This window comes from Roseovarius atlanticus, from assembly GCF_019802205.1.
Lineage (GTDB): Bacteria > Pseudomonadota > Alphaproteobacteria > Rhodobacterales > Rhodobacteraceae > Roseovarius > Roseovarius atlanticus_A.
In genome coordinates, this window is sequence record NZ_JAHVHQ010000003.1 from 59,516 (window position 1) to 75,911 (window position 16,396).

Consider the following 16,396-nt stretch of genomic DNA (forward strand, 5'->3'; position numbering starts at 1 on the left):
AGGACGCGACCGGGGGCGGTATGCCGCCTCCGGCACATTGCGAGAGCAGACCGGGATGATTGCCGGTCGCCTTGTCTCCGCGCCACCGCAAAACAGGAGCGAAGCCCATGCCCGCCCCGAAAGACCCGATCAAAGCCGCCTCCGACGTCCCGGTATCAGTGACCGCTATGACCGGGGTTCCCTCGGATGCTGGCCAGGTGTCTGAAAAACGCCGGCGCTGGCTTGACCCGGAAAGCTTGGGGCAGGGGCCTTGGACCGCGCTTGTCACGCGTTGGGCAGTGATCGCCTTTGCGCTCTGGCACATCGCCACGAACCTTTTCATCAACGAAGCCGGGATCTGGCAGAACGCGTTGCATTTCGGCGGTTTCGGGCTGATTGCGGCCCTGTCAACAGCCCCCATGCAGCGGTTGCGCGACAGTCGTTGGGCGCTGGTCCTCGACGTGATCTACGGGTTTGCCATTTTAGGGGCGGCCATCTGGGTCGCCTACGCCGAGGATGGCGTGTACGTGAACTCCATGGCCCAGCGTGGCTCCGGCTGGATATTCAGTCCGATGGACTGGATCGCCGGCGGGCTGGTGATCTTTGCCGCCGTGGACCTGACCCGGCGGCTTACCGGCTGGATCATACCGGCGCTGATCCTGGTATCCCTGGCCTATATCCTTTTCCTCGGGGCCTGGTTGCCGGGCGTTTTCCGGTCCGCGTCCCTGCCGCTGTCGGACGTGCTGTTCCGGTCGCTCTACAATGACGAAGGCATGTTCGGCGGCATCACCACGATCTCGTCGGCCAACATCACCTTGTTCATGATCTTCGGCGGTTTCCTTATCTACTCCGGCGCGTCGGATTTCGTGATCGAGTTGAGCCGGATCGTCGCCGCGCGCCTGCGCGGCGGTGGCGCCTATGTCGCCGTGATCTCTTCGGCGCTGACCGGCACGATCAGCGGCTCCGCGGTCGCCAATACGGCCTCCACCGGGGTCATCACCATCCCGACGATGACCTCCAACGGTTTCAAGCCGACCTTTGCCGCCGGGGTTGAGGCAGCCTCGTCGACCGGCGGCCAGCTGGTGCCGCCGATCATGGGGGCCGGCGCCTTCGTCATGGCGAGTTACACCGGACTGCCCTACAGCACGATCGTTGCGGTTTCGGTCCTGCCGGCCATCCTTTATTTCCTGTCGGTCGCCTGTTTCGTGCGGATCGAGGTCCTGCGGTCGGGTATCCCTGCCGCGGAGCCGCGCCCTGTGGACCGCAAGAAACTGGCGGCAGGTGCGTTGAACTTCGTGCTGCCACTCGGGGTCATGATCTGGCTGTTGATGACCGGACGCACGCCGAATTATGCGGCTTCGGTCGCCATCGCGGTGCTGGTGGTCGTCAGTTGGGCAACACCCACCAAGATGACCCCGAAGCGTATTGCGCAGGCCCTGATATTCGGGATGCGGACCGCGGTCATGACGGCCGTGCTGCTGACTGCCATTGGCCTGGTAAACAACGCGATCACGACCTCGGGCGTCGGCGGGGCCTTCAGCCTCATGATCATCCAGTGGTCCCAAGGGTCGCTGATCATCGCGATCGCGCTGGTGGCCCTTGCCTCGCTGATCCTTGGCATGGGGCTGCCGGTGACGGCCGCCTACGTGATCCTCGCGATCCTGCTCGCGCCGGCGCTGTCTGGGCTGCTGGCCGACCGGATCGTCATCGACGCGCTGGCGGCGGGCGTCAATGATGCGGCCGTGAGTGGGACGCTAGCCCTATTCGATCCGTCTCTACAGGCGGATCTGCCCAACGGGCTCGGCGCGGAGCGCGCGGCCGAAGTCGTAAGCAGCCTGCCCATGGAAGTATCCGCAGTGTTGCGCTCGTCGCTTGTGGACCAGGGCCAGTTGTCGACCTTCCTTCTTGTCGCGCACCTGATCATCTTCTGGCTGAGCCAGGACAGCAACGTGACGCCGCCGGTCTGCCTTGCGGCCTACACCGCGGCCGGCATCGCTGGGTCGAAGCCGATGGCCACCGGGCTGACCTCCTGGAAGATCGCCAAGGGGCTTTACATCATGCCTTTGCTTTTTGCCTATACACCACTGATATCGGGGGACGGGGCAGAGGCCTTGCGGGTCGCGGTCTTTGCCAGTTTCGGGATCTACGCGGTCACCGCCCTGCTGCAGCGCCATGCCGAAGGGCCGCTGACCTGGTGGGCCTACGCCGGGCTGTTGGCTGGTGCCATGGGGGCCTTCTTGCCTTACCATATCTGGGCGAACCTTGGCGGGGCTGTCCTGATCCTTGTTACCGCCTGGGGGACGCGTCCGCGACACCCAATTGGCCAGAGGATCGAAACATGACCGAAGAAAAGACTTCATCGAAACAGACCACGACAAGCGATGCGACGCCGCGACGTGATTCCACGCTGCGCAACGGGCTGCGCATTGTCGAAGCGCTCTCGATGAGGGGCGCAATGAGCCTTGGCGACCTGTCCCGCGTGACCGGGATCGGCAAGGCCACGGCCCACCGGCTGCTGCAAACATTGTCGGAAGAAGGTTACGTCGATCAGGACGCGGAAACTTCGCGCTACGCCGCGACAATGCGGATCTGGGAGGTGGCAATGATGCGGTCCGAGCAACCGGACCGCGTTTCGCCCTGTTTGCCGGCGATGCAGCGGCTGCGCGATCTCAGCCGGGAAACCGTCATCCTCGGTCTGATCGACGGGGACGAGATCTTGTACCTGCACCGGCTCGACAGCCCGGAAGCGGTACGGACCTTCACGCGCGTGGGGGACAGGGCGCCGGCACATTGCGTGGCCACCGGCAAGGCCGTCCTTGCCTTTGACCCCGCTGGTGAAGATCGCTGGAGCACGATGACACTAAATGCGTTCGGGTCGGAAACGATCACCGATCACAAGGCCTTTGCCGCCGACATGAAGGCCACCCGCAACCGGGGTCATTCGATCAACCGGGGTGAGTGGCGCGGTGGCGTTCGTGCCATTGGTGCGCCGATCCGCGGCTGGAACGGACGTGTGCGCATGGCGCTGTCCATTGCCGGCCCGGCGGAGCGCATGCCCGACGACAGGATCGCGGAGCTTGCTCCGCTGGTGATGGCGGCAGCCGAGGAGGCCTCGGTTGCTTTGCAAGGACGAAAGGACAATTCATGACAAATACACTTCCGCTGGCCGGCGTTCGCGTCGTCGAGATCTGCCAGATCGCGGCCGGGCCCTTTTGCGGGATGCTCCTGGCCGATATGGGCGCGGAGGTCATCAAGATCGAACCCCCCACCGGCGATGCCATGCGGGCATGGCCGCCGATCACCGACGGCTACTCGGAGAACTTCGCGTCGTTGAATCGCAACAAGAAATCGATCGCGCTCGATCTGAAGGATCAGGGTGACTACGACACCGCCCGCGCGCTGATCGCGCGCGCCGACGTGGTGATCGAGAATTCGCGACCCGGTGTCATGGAACGGCTCAAGCTGGATTACGAAACCGCGAAAGCCTGGAACCCGGTGCTGGTCTATTGCTCGATCTCCGCCTTCGGTCAGACCGGCCCCAAGGCGAAGCAGGGCGCGTTCGACGTGACCATGCAGGCGATTTCGGGAATTATGAGCGTGACCGGCCACGAGGGTGTTCCGCCGGTCAAGTGCGGTGTGCCCATCGCCGATTTCGCGACCGGCCTCTACGGCGCGTTCAACGTGGCGTCCGCTTTGATGGCCGCGCGGCAAAGCGGGCAGGGGGCGCATATCGACGCCTCGATGCTGGGCTGCTCGCTGGGCATCGCCGCGTTGCAGACATCCGAGTATTTCGGCACCGGGAACGTGCCGCGGAAGCTGGGGGCGGCGCATCCGCGCAACTCTCCGTATGAGGCCTATGCGGCGCGGGACACGCATTTCGTCATTGCGGCCGGCAATGACCGTCTCTGGGAAAAGGTGTGCGCCGTTACCGGGCTGGAGGCACTGAAAGATGACCCGCGGTTCGTGACCACCTCGGACCGGGCGACCAACCAGGCGGAGCTGAAGCCTCTGCTGGAAGAGCGTTTCGTCAGGGAAGATGCAGAGGAATGGCTGGCCCGGTTCAGCGCGGCGGGGGTGCCCTGTGCGCCGATCAATACCTACCCCGAAGCACTCGCCGACCCGCAGGTCGAAGCGCAGGGCTGGGTCCAGCGCACAAAGCTTCCCTCCGGAGCGGAGATTTCGACCTTCGGTCCGCCCGTTTCCATGTCTGGTCGCGCGTTCACGATCCGCAGCGGCCCGCCGGGGCTGGACGGGGATCGCGACGCGATCCTGGCCGAGCTGGACGCGGAGAAAGTGGCATGACGGACGCCGTGCTGTTGCACACCGACGGCCCAATCTGGCGCCTGACCCTGAACGCGCCGGACACGCGCAACGCCTTGTCGCTCGACATGGTCGAGGCCCTGCATGCGGCCTTCGACCGGGTCGAGGCCCAAACGCCGCGCGGCCTGGTGATCACCGGCGCGGGGCCGGTCTTCTGCGCCGGGCTCGACCTTGCGGGGATCGAGAGCCGGTCGGACGCGGACATGCTGTGGCTGCTGACGCGCATCGAGTTGATGCTGCAGCGGCTGTGGTCCTTGCCGTGCCGGACACTCGGCCTGGCGCAGAAAGCCGCGATCGGTGCGGGGGCCGACATCCTGGTCTGTTGTCAGCACCGCGTGCTGTCCGACGGGGGGCGCATGGCGTTCCCCGGGCTTGGCTTCGGCATTTTTCTCGGGACGCATCGTCTGTCGCTTCGGATTGGCGAGAACGCCGCGGAAAGGGTGCTGGCTGCCGGCGCGCCCATCGCGGCGGAGGATGCGCTGCGGCTTGGCCTTGTGCACGCCACGCCCGCCGCGCCGGAAGAGGCGCTGGAGGACTGGAGTGCAGGGGTGATGAAGCTTGACCCGCACGTGGCGGCGCACCTGTCGACCACGGTTTCCAAAGCCGATCCGCAAGCGGACATGGCTGCCTTTGTCGCCTCTGCCGCGCGGCCTGGTCTGCGTGACCGGATCGCCACCTACGTCGCGGCCCAGAAAGCGGCACGGCAAGACGCCAAAGTCGCAACAGACACTTTGAAACTAAAGGTTCCCTCATGACCCGTTCGGAAAAACTTACCACCCTGGAAGAGATGGTCGCCACGATCCCGGATGGCGCGTCCATCGGGCTGGGCGGCAGTTTCCTGCATCGCGGCCCCTTCGCCTTTGTCCGGGAGTTGATCCGGCAGGGCAAGCGCGACCTGGAAATCATCAAGGCCTCTCCCGGTTACGACATCGACATCCTGTGCCGGGCCGGGTGCGTGTCGCGCGTGCGGGCCGGGATCGTCGCCATGGAAGGCAATTTCGGTCTCGCCGGCGGGTATCGCAAGGCGATCGAAAGCGGGACGGTGAAGCTGGAAGAACACGCCTGCATGACGCTGACCGCCGGGCTGCGCGCGGCCGGAGCCGGCGTGCCCTTCATGCCGGTCGGCGGCGTGCACGGCAGCCAGATCGCCGAGGTGTCCGGCTGGAAGAAAATGACGGACCCCTACGGCGGCGAAGAAGAGGTCTGGCTGATCCCGGCCATCCGCCCGGATTTCGCCGTCATTCATGCCCATGCGGTGGACCGCGACGGCAATGCCCGCGTCGAGGGTTCGCCGCATTGGGACCGGGCGCTGACACGCGCGGCCCGCAAGGTTCTGGTGACGGCCGAAACCCTTGCCCCGTCCGAGAGCTTTTCAGAGCGGCCGGAACTGACTCTGGTGCCCGGCTTCATGACCGCCGCCGCCGTTCATGCGCCGCAGGGCGCCTGGCCGGGATCGCTCGCCCCGATTTATGACGTCAACTACGATGCTGTCGCCCGCTACGTTGAAGAAAGTGCCGGCGGTTCCATCGCAGGGCACATGGCGGCAGCCCCCGAAGCCAGGCAGGAGGAGCCAGCATGACCAGCTATACCCCGTTTTCCTACATCGTCATCAACCTGGCCCGCCTGATCCGACCGTCAGAGGTGACTTTCTCCGGTGTGAACTCGACCCTGCCGATGCTGGCGTGCCTGGTCGCGAAGCGGGCCTACGACTTCGACTTCACATGGCTGAACGTCGCCGGTGGGGTCGATGCGGAGCTGGCGGGGCCGGTGCCACTGTCGTCGGGGGACGCGGCCCTTACCGCGGGCTCGCGCTCGATCTTCGCCAACGAGGATTTCTACGATTTGTGCACGCGCGGCGGCATGGACCTGTGTTTCCTCGGCGCCAGCCAGATCGACGGCACCGGGGCGACCAACAACTCGGTCATCGGTGACTGGGACAGCCCAAAGGTGCGCCTGCCGGGTGGCGGCGGATCGGCCGTGATGATGCCGACGCTGAAGCGGGCCGCCACGTGGCGGACGGAACATTCGACGCGCACGCTGGTCGACACGCTGTTCTTCCAGACGGCCAAGGGCAACCTGCAATCCGTCGTCACGCCGATGTGCGTCTTCGACAAGAGGGACGGGCGGCTTGCGGTGGCCTCGCATCACCCGGATGTCACGCGGGACGACATACGTGCGGCGACCGGGTTCGAAACCGACATGTCGCAGGCCGGTCCAACCCCCGAACCCACCGCGGCGGAACTGGCGGCGCTGAGGGCGCTGGATCCCGATGGCACATTCGAAGCGGATGCCGCGATCCGAATGCCGGAGTTGGCCGTATGAGTGATTTCGTCACCGCATTCGAGCAACAGGCGCGTTTGCGCGGGGACGCGCCGGCACTGTTCGCGGACGGGCAGACAATAGGCTATGCGACGCTGCACGCCAGGGTCGTGGACCGCGCCGCGGCCATGCTGACCTCGGGCCTTGTTCCCGGCGACCGGATCGCCTTGTTGCAGGATCGTAGCGTGGATCTCTGCACGGACCTTCTTGCCGGTCTGCACGCGAGGCTCCCGCTGACCGTTCTGAGCCGGAGCGAGGCGCAAGGATCGGTCGTGGCCAAGCTGGTCGACGGTGGTTTTACAGGTTTGATCTGTGACGACACCAACCGGGAGGCGGCTCAGGCGCTGGCCGACGCGGCCGGATTGCGCCTCGTGACACCGCTTGTGCCGGAAGATACCGCCAACCGTCACACGATGCCGGTGCCGCGCGCCGAAGAGGAAGCTTTGCTGATCTTTACGTCCGGTTCCAGCGGACGTCCCAAGGCGGTGCGTCTGAGCCACGGAAACATCGCGGCGAATACGCGGGGGTTGTCGGAAATCACCCCGGTGGGTGGCGATGATCACTACCTGCACATGATGCCCTTGAGCCATACCAACGGCATTCTGAACCAGCTGCTGTATCCATTGATGCGCGGCGCGCGGATTACCTTGCTGCCGCGCTTCACGCCGGAAGCCGCGCTGGAGGCTATGGCGGACCTCAAGCCCACGGTTGTAACCGGCGTGCCGACGATGTTCCAAAGGTTGCTGGACCATCCGATCCCGCAAGGGGCGACGGACCGGCTGCGGATGCTTCGCTGCGGCTCGGCGCCGCTGGCGGTCGAGACACAGGACCGGATCGAAGCGCATCTGGGTTGCCAGGTTCTGGTGAGCTATGGGCAAACGGAGTTTACCTGCACATCGACCGCCAATCCGCCGGGCGCGGCCCGGCGCGGCTCTGTCGGGCGCGCCATTCCCGGTGCCGAGGTGGCAATTCTCGAACCTGGCGAGGACACGCCCTTGCCGATCGGAAGCCGCGGCGAAGTGGCGTTCCGCGGTCCCTTGTCCGCTCTTGGCTATGTCGGCCATCCCCCGTTCGACCCGGAGGGCTGGGTCAGATCAGGGGATCTGGGATATCTCGACGCAGACGGCTATCTTTTCCTGACCGGCCGCCTGAAGGAGATCATCATACGCGGTGGTGAAAACCTGGCTCCCGCAAGCATCGAGGATGTGCTGCTTGCAAGCCCGGGTATCCGGGCGGCTTGCGTGGTGCCCGCGCCACATGCCGATCTCGGAGAAGTGCCGTTTGCTTTCGTGGAAGGCACGAGCCAGATCGAGGCTCTTGACGACTTGAACCGAAAGATCAGGGACGCACTTGGCCGCGCGCATTGTCTGGCCGGGATCGAACGCGTGGATCGCCTGCCGGAAAACCATGTCGGCAAGATTGACCGCAAGCGGCTGACGGCGGATCTGTCGCAGCGGATGTCCCCGGCACTGACCGGCGGCTGAGGCCGGTCGGTCCGGCCATCGCACGGATCGGTTTCGGCTCAGCCCGCGTCAATCAGCGCCATAAGCGCTTCGACTGCCCGGGTACGATGCCGTTCCGGATGCGACAGCACGGTAAACGGACGCTCCGGTCGCGGCGCCCAGGTCACGCGGCGCTGGTGGACTGCACCGTCTTCCGCCAGCGCGTCGACGACGCGTCGTGACACCATGGACACGCAGTCGCTGCCCGCCACTGCCGACAACACCGCTTCGTTCGACGGGATCTCAAGCAGGACCGCAAGGTCATCCCGGCGCAGCCCCAGTTGGGCAAGGTGAACTTCGACCTCGGCGCGTGTGCCCGAGCCTTCTTCCCGCATCACCCAGTCGAGCTTGCGATAGGTTTGGGCCGACATCGCGCTGCGGGCTGCCGGATGTCCGCGGCGCATGACCAGCACGAGTTCGTCGCGCGCCACCACCCGTGTCCGAAGATCGCCAAGCACGACCTCGCCTTCGACGAACCCCAGGTCGGCAGCGCCATCGGCCACGGCCCTGGCAACGCTTGACGTGTTGCCCACGCCAAGCCGGACGGAGAGATCGGGGTGTGCTTGCCTGAGGCGTACCAGAACCGGGGGCAGGAAATAGGTCGCGACCGTCTGGCTTGCCTCGATCCGCAGTCGCCCCCGCGGCCGCGCCGAGAGGTCATCAAGGATCAGTTCCGCGGTCTCGGCCTGGTTCAGAACGCTTTGGGCCGCGGGCACGAACCTGCGGCCTGCTTCGGTGAGGGTGATGCCGCGCCCGACCCGGTCGAAAAGCTGTACGCCATGATGGCCCTCCAGCGCGCGCAGGGCGGCCGACACGGCGGATTGGGTCATCTTCAGCGCCTCTGCCGCACGGGTGACGTGGGCGCGTTCAGCGACTTCAAGAAATATGCGGAGCTGGTCGAGCGTCATCCATCAATCCAATCGATTAATATGTTCGATATTAGTTAATTTAATGATCAATGCAATTGGGGCAGTTTGCAGGCGCAGACACCGAGGAGGTACGCCATGCAAACCCTGAGCCAACGCGCGCACGCCGGTTCGCTTCAAGACCTTTACGCGCACTTGCCCGGATTGGCACTGGTCATGGCGATCACCGGCATCGCCACGCTTGTCCAGAGAGCGACCGGGCTGGCGGCGCTCAGCCCGCTGGTCGTTGCCCTGCTGCTCGGAATCGGCTGGCGTGTCGCCGTGGGCAGCCCGCCGTCGCTGCAACCGGGTATCCGTTTTGCCCTCAAGCCGGTCCTGCGCGTCGCGATCGTATTGCTGGGACTTCAGGTCACGGTCGGAGAGGTGTCTACCCTGGGCTTGCGTGGTATTGTTGCGGTCACGACCACCCTGGCCGCGACGTTTGCATTCACATGCCTGCTCGGCCGTCTGCTGGGCGTGGAAAGCCGACTGGTACAGTTGATCGCTGCGGGGACGTCCGTGTGCGGTGCGTCTGCGGTTCTGGCGTGCAACACAGTGACACGTGGATCGGACGAAGATGTCGCCTATGCCATCGCCTGCGTGACGCTGTTCGGGACGAGCGCGATGCTGCTTGGGCCGATGGCGGCTCACATGCTGGAGCTCACACCTGAAACCTACGGCTTTTGGGCGGGCGCGACGGTGCACGAAGTGGCCCAGGTCGTGGGCGCTGCCTTTGCAATGGGCGAAGAGGCCGGGCACGTCGGTACCGTGACCAAGCTGACCCGGGTCCTGCTGCTTGCACCTCTGATCCTGACGCTGGGCGTCTTGCAGTTCCGCCGAGGCGGTCAGCGGGCCCTTGGCTCGAAGCTTACGATCGTGCCGTGGTTCGTGCTTGGCTTCGTGATTCTCATGGGTATCAATTCGATGGTGAACCTGCCGGACCGGCTGCACGACGCCACGGTGACGCTGACGGCGTTGATGCTGACGGCGGCGCTGGCAGCGATGGGACTGGAGACGGACTTGCGGCGGTTGCGCCAGAAGGGCTTGCGTCCACTGGTCCTGGGTGGGGCAGCGTGGATCTTCATCGCGACCCTGGGGCTGGGCTTATCGCTTTGGGCAATGGCTGGATAAGTCTTGCAGGCATTGCCAACTTGTTTCCGTAGGGTCCGTTGCATGGACGGTTGGGACATAAGAGACATCGTTACCCCAAGCCGAGGAGTGAGCGATGATCGGGCGCGACGACCAACATGACGCTCTGACGTGAATGCAATAGACCCGCTGCGCGAGACAGCCTGTCGGATCCTCCGCGGGATCCTGTAGGCCGGGTATGCTCATGATGGCGGTGGAAGACATGCGATCTCTGTCTTGCCGATTGGTATCGAGCGGCATAACAAAAGCGCTGCCATACTTCTGCTGTGCCAATCGATAGGAACCCTTTTGGAAACCCGCCTGCTTGAAAGCCTTTTGCAAGTTGCCCAACAGGGCTCGATCGCGGCAGCCGCACGGCGTCAGGGCCTGACGCCTGCAGCGGTTGGGCAGCGCATACAAGCGCTTGAGAACGAGCTAGGGATCCGGTTGCTGGAGCGGGTCGGGCATACGTCGCGCCCGACGGAAGCCTGCCTTCGGCTTTTGCCGCACGCGCGAGAACTGGTCACACTTGCCGATCACTTGGCGGACAAGGCCGACATGGACGGAATGAGCGGCTTCATTCGAGTCGGGGTGATTTCGACGCTCTTTCAGGATCTGATTCCGCCGGTTTTGCGCCGCATCAATACGGAGTTGCCGGGCCTGCGCCTGCATCTCGTTCCCGGCACGTCGGTGGAACTTTACTCGGCTTTTTGCCGGGATGAAATCGACGCGGCCCTGATCGTGGAGCCGGGCTTCGAACTACCCAAAGCCGCGGCGGCCGAGCCGCTCCTTTCCGAACCCCTCGTGTTGATCACCTGCCAGAGCATGAACTGTACGATCAAGGATGCACTCGGTGGCAACAGCTACCTGCGCTACGACGTGAACTCGTGGGGCGGAATGATCGCGGAGGCCTTCGTGCGGGACTTGGGACTCAACCTCGAACCGATGGTGGAGCTCGACAGCCTTGAAACCATCGCGATCCTTGTCGGTGAGGGGTTAGGTGTTTCGCTTGTTCCGCGTTGGCACGGGATTCGCCGGTTCGCGTCGCGGATTCACATCTCGGACCCTTTGCCCGGCGCTTATGATCGCAGTCTTTGTCTGATTTACCCAAACAAGAACCGCCGCGAACCGTTGTGGACCGCTTTTCGGAAGCTGCTGGGCGAGTGCGCGGCGGGGTTGGTGGACAATTAGGGTGGAGACAGCAGCCTGACGCTTCCCGGTCAGGTGCCGTATCGTTCGATCAATTCAGCCATGCGGAGCATGGCGGCGGTCGGTTGAGCCGAATGCAACCCCAGTCGGTAGCCCGAGAGGGCGTTGGTCTTGGGCGGCCCCCATGATCGAGATGACGTGCGGATACTTCTGAGTGCCGGTTTCAGAACGGCCATTCAGGCCAATGGCGAGGCAGGGATATGTCGGTCGCGGCAGTTTGAAACTAAAGCGTTACTTTAGGTCAGTTTCCGAAAGGGGGTTTTGTCGAGGTCGACGCGATGCTTGCGTGTTGAAATCCCATAAAAACAAGTATTCTCTGGAAAGTTCCTGCGGGGCTGGCCTGCACTTTCCGCACCCACCGAAGCTTACACATAACTATCCATTATGCCTCTGTTACGAGGTGTCGTTTGTGAAACCTCTGGAAATCTCGAGGCTGTGGCTCGGTATTACAAGAGGTGACACCCGACATGACTTTACATTCCACGCAGCATAATGACGCCGGCAGCGCCGCGGGACTTTCGCTTCTGGCGAGGGCTGAGCTGAACGAGATCGAGACCTGGCGCGCGGGCCGTCGCGGTGCGGAGGCGGGCGATCAGATTACGATCACGAACCCCAGCACGGGCAGCAGAATCGGTGCCGTGGCTGACGAGGGGGCTACGGGGATCGAACGTGCCGTCGCATCGGCAGAAGCGGCGTTTGGCAACTGGCGGTCGCTGCTGGCCAGCGAGAGGGCCGAGTACCTGATGCGTTGGCATGACCGGATCCTGGCCGAGGCGGATAAACTGGCCGCGCTGATGACACTGGAGCAGGGCAAGCCCGTAGAGGATGCGCGCGGCGAGATTCTCTATGGTGCCGGCTTCGTCAAATGGTTCGCCGAGGAAGGTCAGCGGGTGTATGGCGAGATCATACCGTCGCACCTGCCGGGATGTGTCACCAGCGTTCGCCAACAGCCTTTGGGTGTGGTCGCAGCGGTGACGCCGTGGAATTTCCCCTCTGCCATGCTTTTGCGCAAGGCGGCGGCAGCGTTGGCCGCCGGCTGCCCTGTTGTCTCCGTTCCGTCGAGGGTGACGCCCTATTCGGCGTTGGCGCTGGAGCGGCTGGCGGAGCAGGCCGGATTGCCGAGGGGTATTTTCCAGGTCGTGACGGGGCGCACCCGCACCCTTGTGCAGGCGCTGTGCGACACGCCGAAAGTGCGTGCGCTGTCCTATACCGGCTCGACCGAGGTTGGTCGGAAGATCATGGCGCAATGCGCTGCCACGGTGAAGCGTGTTTCGCTGGAGCTTGGGGGGCACGCGCCGTTCATCGTCTTCAAGGATGCGGATCTGGAGGCTGCCGTAAAAGGCGCAATCCAGGCGAAGTTCCAGACCGGGGGGCAGGATTGTCTTGCTGCCAACCGGATCTACGTCGCAGCCCCGCTGTACGAAGATTTCGTTGCTCGGTTCACCGAGGCGGCGCGCAAGTTGAAGGTCGGTGACGGTTTCGAGCAAGGGATCGAGATCGGTCCGCTGGCGACGTCCGAAACCTTGCAGAAATCGCGCGATCACGTTGCCGACGCGGTGGCGAAAGGGGCGCGCGTGACCTGCGGCGGATCGGATGAAGTCGGCGGTTTGTATTTCACGCCGACGGTTATTGCCGATGTAACGCCTGACATGAAGATCACGCATGAAGAGACGTTCGGCCCGGTTGCGGCACTGATGCCTTTCGAGGACGAGACCGACGTTCTGCGGCGCGCGAACCAGACGGAATACGGGCTGGTCGCCTACGCCTACACAAACGACCTGTCCCTGGCCCAGCGTCTGCCCGACCTTTTGGAATATGGAATGGTCGCGATCAACACGCCGAAGCTGACCGGCGCGCCGATTCCGTTCGGTGGCGTCAAGCAGTCCGGAATCGGGCGTGAGGGAAGCCGGACCGGCATCCTGGAGTACACCGAAACCCAATATGTCTGCGTGTGCCACTGAGCGCCGACGTGGACGGTAACCTGAAGAACTGGAGAAAAATCATGAGTCAGAAAACTGTCGCGATGAGAATGATCGAGGGCCTGCGGGATCGCGGTGTCCGTCACGTATTTGGCGTTCCCAGCGGGGGATGGGTCGATTTCATGGAGGCGATCCGCAATACGGACGGAATCGATTTCGTGCTGGCCACGCATGAGGGTGGTGCTGCCTTCATGGCCGATATCTGTGGGCGCATGACAGGTGTGCCCGGCGTCTGCTTCGGTACGTACGGTCCCGGCGCAACCAACCTCGCCACCGGAGTGGGGAACGCCCAGCTGGATCGGTCGCCGCTGATTGCGTTGACCGATGAAATGCCCGAAAAGATGCGGTCGCGGGTCACGCAGATGGGGATCGACCACCAGGCGCTGATGGCGCCGATCACCAAGTGGACGACCCGCCTTACGGTCGCCAATGTCGACGAGACGCTCGACCAGGCGTTCGAGATGGCGCTTTCAGGGCGTCCCGGGGCCGTGCATATCGGTATGCCCACGGACCTGACGGCGAAGCCGGCCGAGAATCTTGGTGCGACGCGGGCCAAGCCGTTTGTGCCGACGAAGGTGCCAGCGGCCGACTCGGCGCTGATCGAGACGGCGAAGGCGCAGTTCAGCGCTGCGCGCAAGCCGGCACTGGTGATCGGTCTGGGCGCGGTGAGAGCAGGGATGGCGGAGCCACTGCGGGCTTTTTGCGAGGCGCATAGTATTCCGGCGGTTCTGACCCCGATGGCGAAAGGGCTGATCCCTGACGCGCATAGAAGCTATGCCGGGGTGCTGTTCCACGCGCTGAGCGACAAGGTTGCCGAGACGCATAAGCAGGCGGACCTGATGGTTGCAGTGGGGTATGATCCGGTGGAGTTCAATTACGAGAACTGGCTGCACAAGATGCCGCTGGTCAATATCGACACCGTGCCGGTGGATATCGACCGTGAGACCTATCCCGATTGCCTGGACCTGACGGGCGATGTTGCCGCCACCTTTGACGCGTTCGCCAAGGTGGCTGTCGGCGAGAATGACTGGGACATGGCCGCGCTGAAAGATCGCATGGATGCAATCCGCAAGGAGATGTCGCCGCGGAATACGGATTTCGGCCCTTGCGCCGCGCTGGACACGCTGCGGTCGCTGTTGCCGCAGGATGGTATCATGACCTGCGATGTCGGTGCGCATACGCACCTGATCGGCCAGAAATGGCAGACCCCGGGCCCGGATACCCAGATCATGACCAACGGCTGGTCGGCGATGGGGTTTGGCCTGCCGGCGGCGATCGCGGCCAAGTTGAGCCGGCCCGAAGCGACGGTCTGTGCCGTTCTGGGCGATGGCGGTTTTCTAATGACCGTCGGCGAGTTGGCCACGGCGGTGCGGGAAAACCTGAAGATCGTCTTTGTCGTGCTGACCGACAATGACCTGGCGCTGATCCGCATCAAACAGCAGCGCAAGGGCAACCCGATCTACGGCACGCCGGTACGCGGCGGCGGGACGATCGGCGGGGACAACCTGTTTGGTGTTCCGGTCATGACGGCGTCGGATCGTGACAGCTTTGAAAGCACGCTTAAGAAGGCCTTCGAAGCAGACGGGCCGGTTATCGTCGAGGCGCAGGTAAGCAGCGCGGAATATGATGCTCTTGTCCTCTTCAAGGACAAGAGCTGACGCCTTCGCGTTGCCACAGGTAAGGCGAAAAGCTCCGGCGCTCTCCCCGCCGGGGCTTTTAGTTGTAAGAGACATGCTCAGGTAGCTCTTGAAGGCTTGTGGGGCGGCAAAAAGAAAGGCCGGCACGGGGCTGTCCGTGCCGGCCGGTTTCGGGCGATGCGTTGCAGGTCAGGTGCCGACGGACAGCGGGCTGTTCATTTTCCGCAGAACGGCAAGAACGGACTGCGCGGTGATGAGGCCGGTCTTTGGGTTTTCGGAGGGAATGTTCTCGATCTTCATTTCGAACTGGGCACTGTCGGAGACGACCTTGATTGTATGGGTATTGCGCGTGAGATCGGGGTCGGCCCAGATTTCCAGCTTGGTCTCGTCCGGGCCGATTCCGGCCAGGGAGAGGGCCACTGCGACGTTGAGGTTGGCGGGAAAGCCGATGGCAGCTTCGCGCGGGCTGCCGTCGTAGATCTTGACGGGTTCGGTGATGCCCTCCAGCACGATGCCGTTCTTTTCCAGATGTTCCGCGCCTAGAAGGCCGCGCACGGGTTTGCGGGTGACCATTCTGACGGACTCTATTTTGCCCTCGGCGGCTGCGACGACGGCATCGAGTCCCAGAAGCGCACCGGATGGGATGATGATCCGACCGTTGTTCCGGGCGGCGACGTCAACAAGGTGTTCGTTGCTAAGCAGCGCCCCGGCCGAGAGGACGATCGCCGTCTTTCCCTTCTGCACGAAGGGTTCCACGATGTCGTTGAAGAGCGGCGCGGGGGCGCACTCGATCACGATGTCCGCGAGCGGTTCGAGCTGGGTCACGGGCAGGACCGGCACTGGTGTCGCGAAATCCTTCATTCGGTCCGCTGCGGCCTCGGGCGTGCGTGCGGAAACGGCGACCAGCTTGTAGCCCGGGATGCCGCGGTCCAGTTCCTGCGCGAGCTTGAGACCTACCGAGCCCAGGCTGGCGATAGCGACCCGGGTTTCGCCATGCGAGGCGTCTTTTGCGAATATTTTTGACATTAAGGAGTTTGGCATATCAGGCACCTTCAGATTCTAGCGACAGTTTGTTGTGGAGCACCTCGGCTGTTCTCCTTCTCGCATTTGAAGCCGCCGGGCCGGCGTGGGCAGGTGTCGCGGACACATAATTTTCTGGATCTCGATGCCTTTCCTTGGCGGCGTGGTGCGAGAGGTCACGCTCTGGGTGGCAGACCGGAAGGAACTGCCTTGCCAGATACTGAGACCAGATGTTCGGGCGGAAAAAAACGCAAATCGCACATGGCGCTAGGCCTTGATTGATCTGATCTTTCGTCACGCCTTGCGCGTTCCGCACGCCCATAGATATTGAAATGCGCACGCTTGGGACAAACTAGAAAATTGTCTTTCGCGTGTAATTTATTATTATCCGTAGCTGA

Annotated in this window: 13 protein-coding genes; 11 read left to right on the forward strand and 2 right to left on the reverse strand. The window is 63.6% G+C overall.

The window, feature by feature from the left end; translation table 11 throughout:
- Positions 1-107 precede the first annotated feature (107 nt).
- The 7 genes from KUV49_RS06150 to KUV49_RS06180 are packed head-to-tail and all read left to right on the forward strand — an operon-like array spanning position 108 to position 8,102.
- A complete protein-coding gene (locus tag KUV49_RS06150; RefSeq protein WP_261391061.1) occupies positions 108-2,321 on the forward strand; it encodes a TRAP transporter permease in 2,214 nt (737 codons plus the stop codon).
- Positions 2,318-3,127 carry an IclR family transcriptional regulator gene (locus KUV49_RS06155; RefSeq protein WP_222449181.1) on the forward strand — a complete coding sequence of 270 codons (810 nt, stop codon included), beginning with the start codon at positions 2,318-2,320 and terminating at the stop codon, positions 3,125-3,127. Before KUV49_RS06150 ends, KUV49_RS06155 begins: the two co-directional genes overlap by 4 nt.
- Complete coding sequence (locus KUV49_RS06160) at positions 3,124-4,281, forward strand: CaiB/BaiF CoA transferase family protein (protein WP_222449182.1); 1,158 nt, start codon at positions 3,124-3,126, stop codon at positions 4,279-4,281. The genes KUV49_RS06155 and KUV49_RS06160 overlap by 4 nt, the downstream gene beginning before the upstream one ends.
- Positions 4,278-5,054: an enoyl-CoA hydratase/isomerase family protein gene (locus KUV49_RS06165; RefSeq protein WP_222449183.1), complete on the forward strand. Its 777-nt coding sequence runs from the start codon at positions 4,278-4,280 to the stop codon at positions 5,052-5,054. Before KUV49_RS06160 ends, KUV49_RS06165 begins: the two co-directional genes overlap by 4 nt.
- Positions 5,051-5,878 (forward strand): CoA transferase subunit A, encoded by an 828-nt coding sequence (locus tag KUV49_RS06170; RefSeq protein WP_152492254.1) that lies wholly within the window; start codon positions 5,051-5,053, stop codon positions 5,876-5,878. Before KUV49_RS06165 ends, KUV49_RS06170 begins: the two co-directional genes overlap by 4 nt.
- Positions 5,875-6,621, forward strand: coding sequence for a CoA-transferase subunit beta (locus KUV49_RS06175; protein ID WP_222449184.1), 747 nt, complete (start codon positions 5,875-5,877; stop codon positions 6,619-6,621). The genes KUV49_RS06170 and KUV49_RS06175 overlap by 4 nt, the downstream gene beginning before the upstream one ends.
- On the forward strand, positions 6,618-8,102 hold the full coding sequence (locus KUV49_RS06180) for a class I adenylate-forming enzyme family protein (RefSeq protein ID WP_222449185.1): 1,485 nt from the start codon (positions 6,618-6,620) through the stop codon (positions 8,100-8,102). The genes KUV49_RS06175 and KUV49_RS06180 overlap by 4 nt, the downstream gene beginning before the upstream one ends.
- Before the next feature lie 38 nt (positions 8,103-8,140).
- Here KUV49_RS06180 and KUV49_RS06185 read toward each other — a convergent pair whose 3' ends face one another.
- Positions 8,141-9,028 carry a LysR substrate-binding domain-containing protein gene (locus tag KUV49_RS06185; protein WP_222449186.1) on the reverse strand — a complete coding sequence of 296 codons (888 nt, stop codon included), beginning with the start codon at positions 9,026-9,028 and terminating at the stop codon, positions 8,141-8,143.
- Positions 9,029-9,124: 96 nt separating this feature from the next.
- Here KUV49_RS06185 and KUV49_RS06190 point away from each other — a divergent pair, with 96 nt between their 5' ends.
- The 4 genes from KUV49_RS06190 to KUV49_RS06205 all read left to right on the forward strand — a co-directional run bounded on the left by KUV49_RS06190 (position 9,125) and on the right by KUV49_RS06205 (position 14,999).
- Positions 9,125-10,156, forward strand: coding sequence for a YeiH family protein (locus KUV49_RS06190; protein ID WP_222449187.1), 1,032 nt, complete (start codon positions 9,125-9,127; stop codon positions 10,154-10,156).
- A 306-nt stretch (positions 10,157-10,462) separates the two neighbouring features.
- On the forward strand, positions 10,463-11,344 hold the full coding sequence (locus KUV49_RS06195; protein WP_222449188.1) for a LysR family transcriptional regulator: 882 nt from the start codon (positions 10,463-10,465) through the stop codon (positions 11,342-11,344).
- A gap of 485 nt (positions 11,345-11,829) precedes the next feature.
- Positions 11,830-13,323, forward strand: coding sequence for an NAD-dependent succinate-semialdehyde dehydrogenase (locus KUV49_RS06200; RefSeq protein ID WP_222449189.1), 1,494 nt, complete (start codon positions 11,830-11,832; stop codon positions 13,321-13,323).
- A 41-nt stretch (positions 13,324-13,364) separates the two neighbouring features.
- Positions 13,365-14,999, forward strand: a complete 1,635-nt coding sequence (locus KUV49_RS06205; RefSeq protein ID WP_222449190.1) for a thiamine pyrophosphate-binding protein — start codon at positions 13,365-13,367, stop codon at positions 14,997-14,999.
- Positions 15,000-15,167: 168 nt separating this feature from the next.
- Here KUV49_RS06205 and KUV49_RS06210 read toward each other — a convergent pair whose 3' ends face one another.
- A complete protein-coding gene (locus KUV49_RS06210; RefSeq protein WP_222450907.1) occupies positions 15,168-16,004 on the reverse strand; it encodes an aspartate dehydrogenase in 837 nt (278 codons plus the stop codon).
- Positions 16,005-16,396 lie beyond the last annotated feature (392 nt).

What these genes read in the sequence shown, in the direction of transcription:
- KUV49_RS06165 (WP_222449183.1), top strand. Translation starts at nt 4,278, where the DNA reads ATGACGGACGCCGTGCTGTTGCACACCGACGGCCCAATCTGGCGCCTG.
- KUV49_RS06200 (WP_222449189.1), top strand. Translation starts at nt 11,830, where the DNA reads ATGACTTTACATTCCACGCAGCATAATGACGCCGGCAGCGCCGCGGGA.
- KUV49_RS06205 (WP_222449190.1), top strand. Translation starts at nt 13,365, where the DNA reads ATGAGTCAGAAAACTGTCGCGATGAGAATGATCGAGGGCCTGCGGGAT.
- KUV49_RS06175 (WP_222449184.1), top strand. Translation starts at nt 5,875, where the DNA reads ATGACCAGCTATACCCCGTTTTCCTACATCGTCATCAACCTGGCCCGC.
- KUV49_RS06185 (WP_222449186.1), bottom strand. Translation starts at nt 9,028, where the DNA reads ATGACGCTCGACCAGCTCCGCATATTTCTTGAAGTCGCTGAACGCGCC.
- KUV49_RS06155 (WP_222449181.1), top strand. Translation starts at nt 2,318, where the DNA reads ATGACCGAAGAAAAGACTTCATCGAAACAGACCACGACAAGCGATGCG.
- KUV49_RS06210 (WP_222450907.1), bottom strand. Translation starts at nt 16,004, where the DNA reads ATGTCAAAAATATTCGCAAAAGACGCCTCGCATGGCGAAACCCGGGTC.
- KUV49_RS06190 (WP_222449187.1), top strand. Translation starts at nt 9,125, where the DNA reads ATGCAAACCCTGAGCCAACGCGCGCACGCCGGTTCGCTTCAAGACCTT.
- KUV49_RS06150 (WP_261391061.1), top strand. Translation starts at nt 108, where the DNA reads ATGCCCGCCCCGAAAGACCCGATCAAAGCCGCCTCCGACGTCCCGGTA.
- KUV49_RS06170 (WP_152492254.1), top strand. Translation starts at nt 5,051, where the DNA reads ATGACCCGTTCGGAAAAACTTACCACCCTGGAAGAGATGGTCGCCACG.
- KUV49_RS06180 (WP_222449185.1), top strand. Translation starts at nt 6,618, where the DNA reads ATGAGTGATTTCGTCACCGCATTCGAGCAACAGGCGCGTTTGCGCGGG.
- KUV49_RS06160 (WP_222449182.1), top strand. Translation starts at nt 3,124, where the DNA reads ATGACAAATACACTTCCGCTGGCCGGCGTTCGCGTCGTCGAGATCTGC.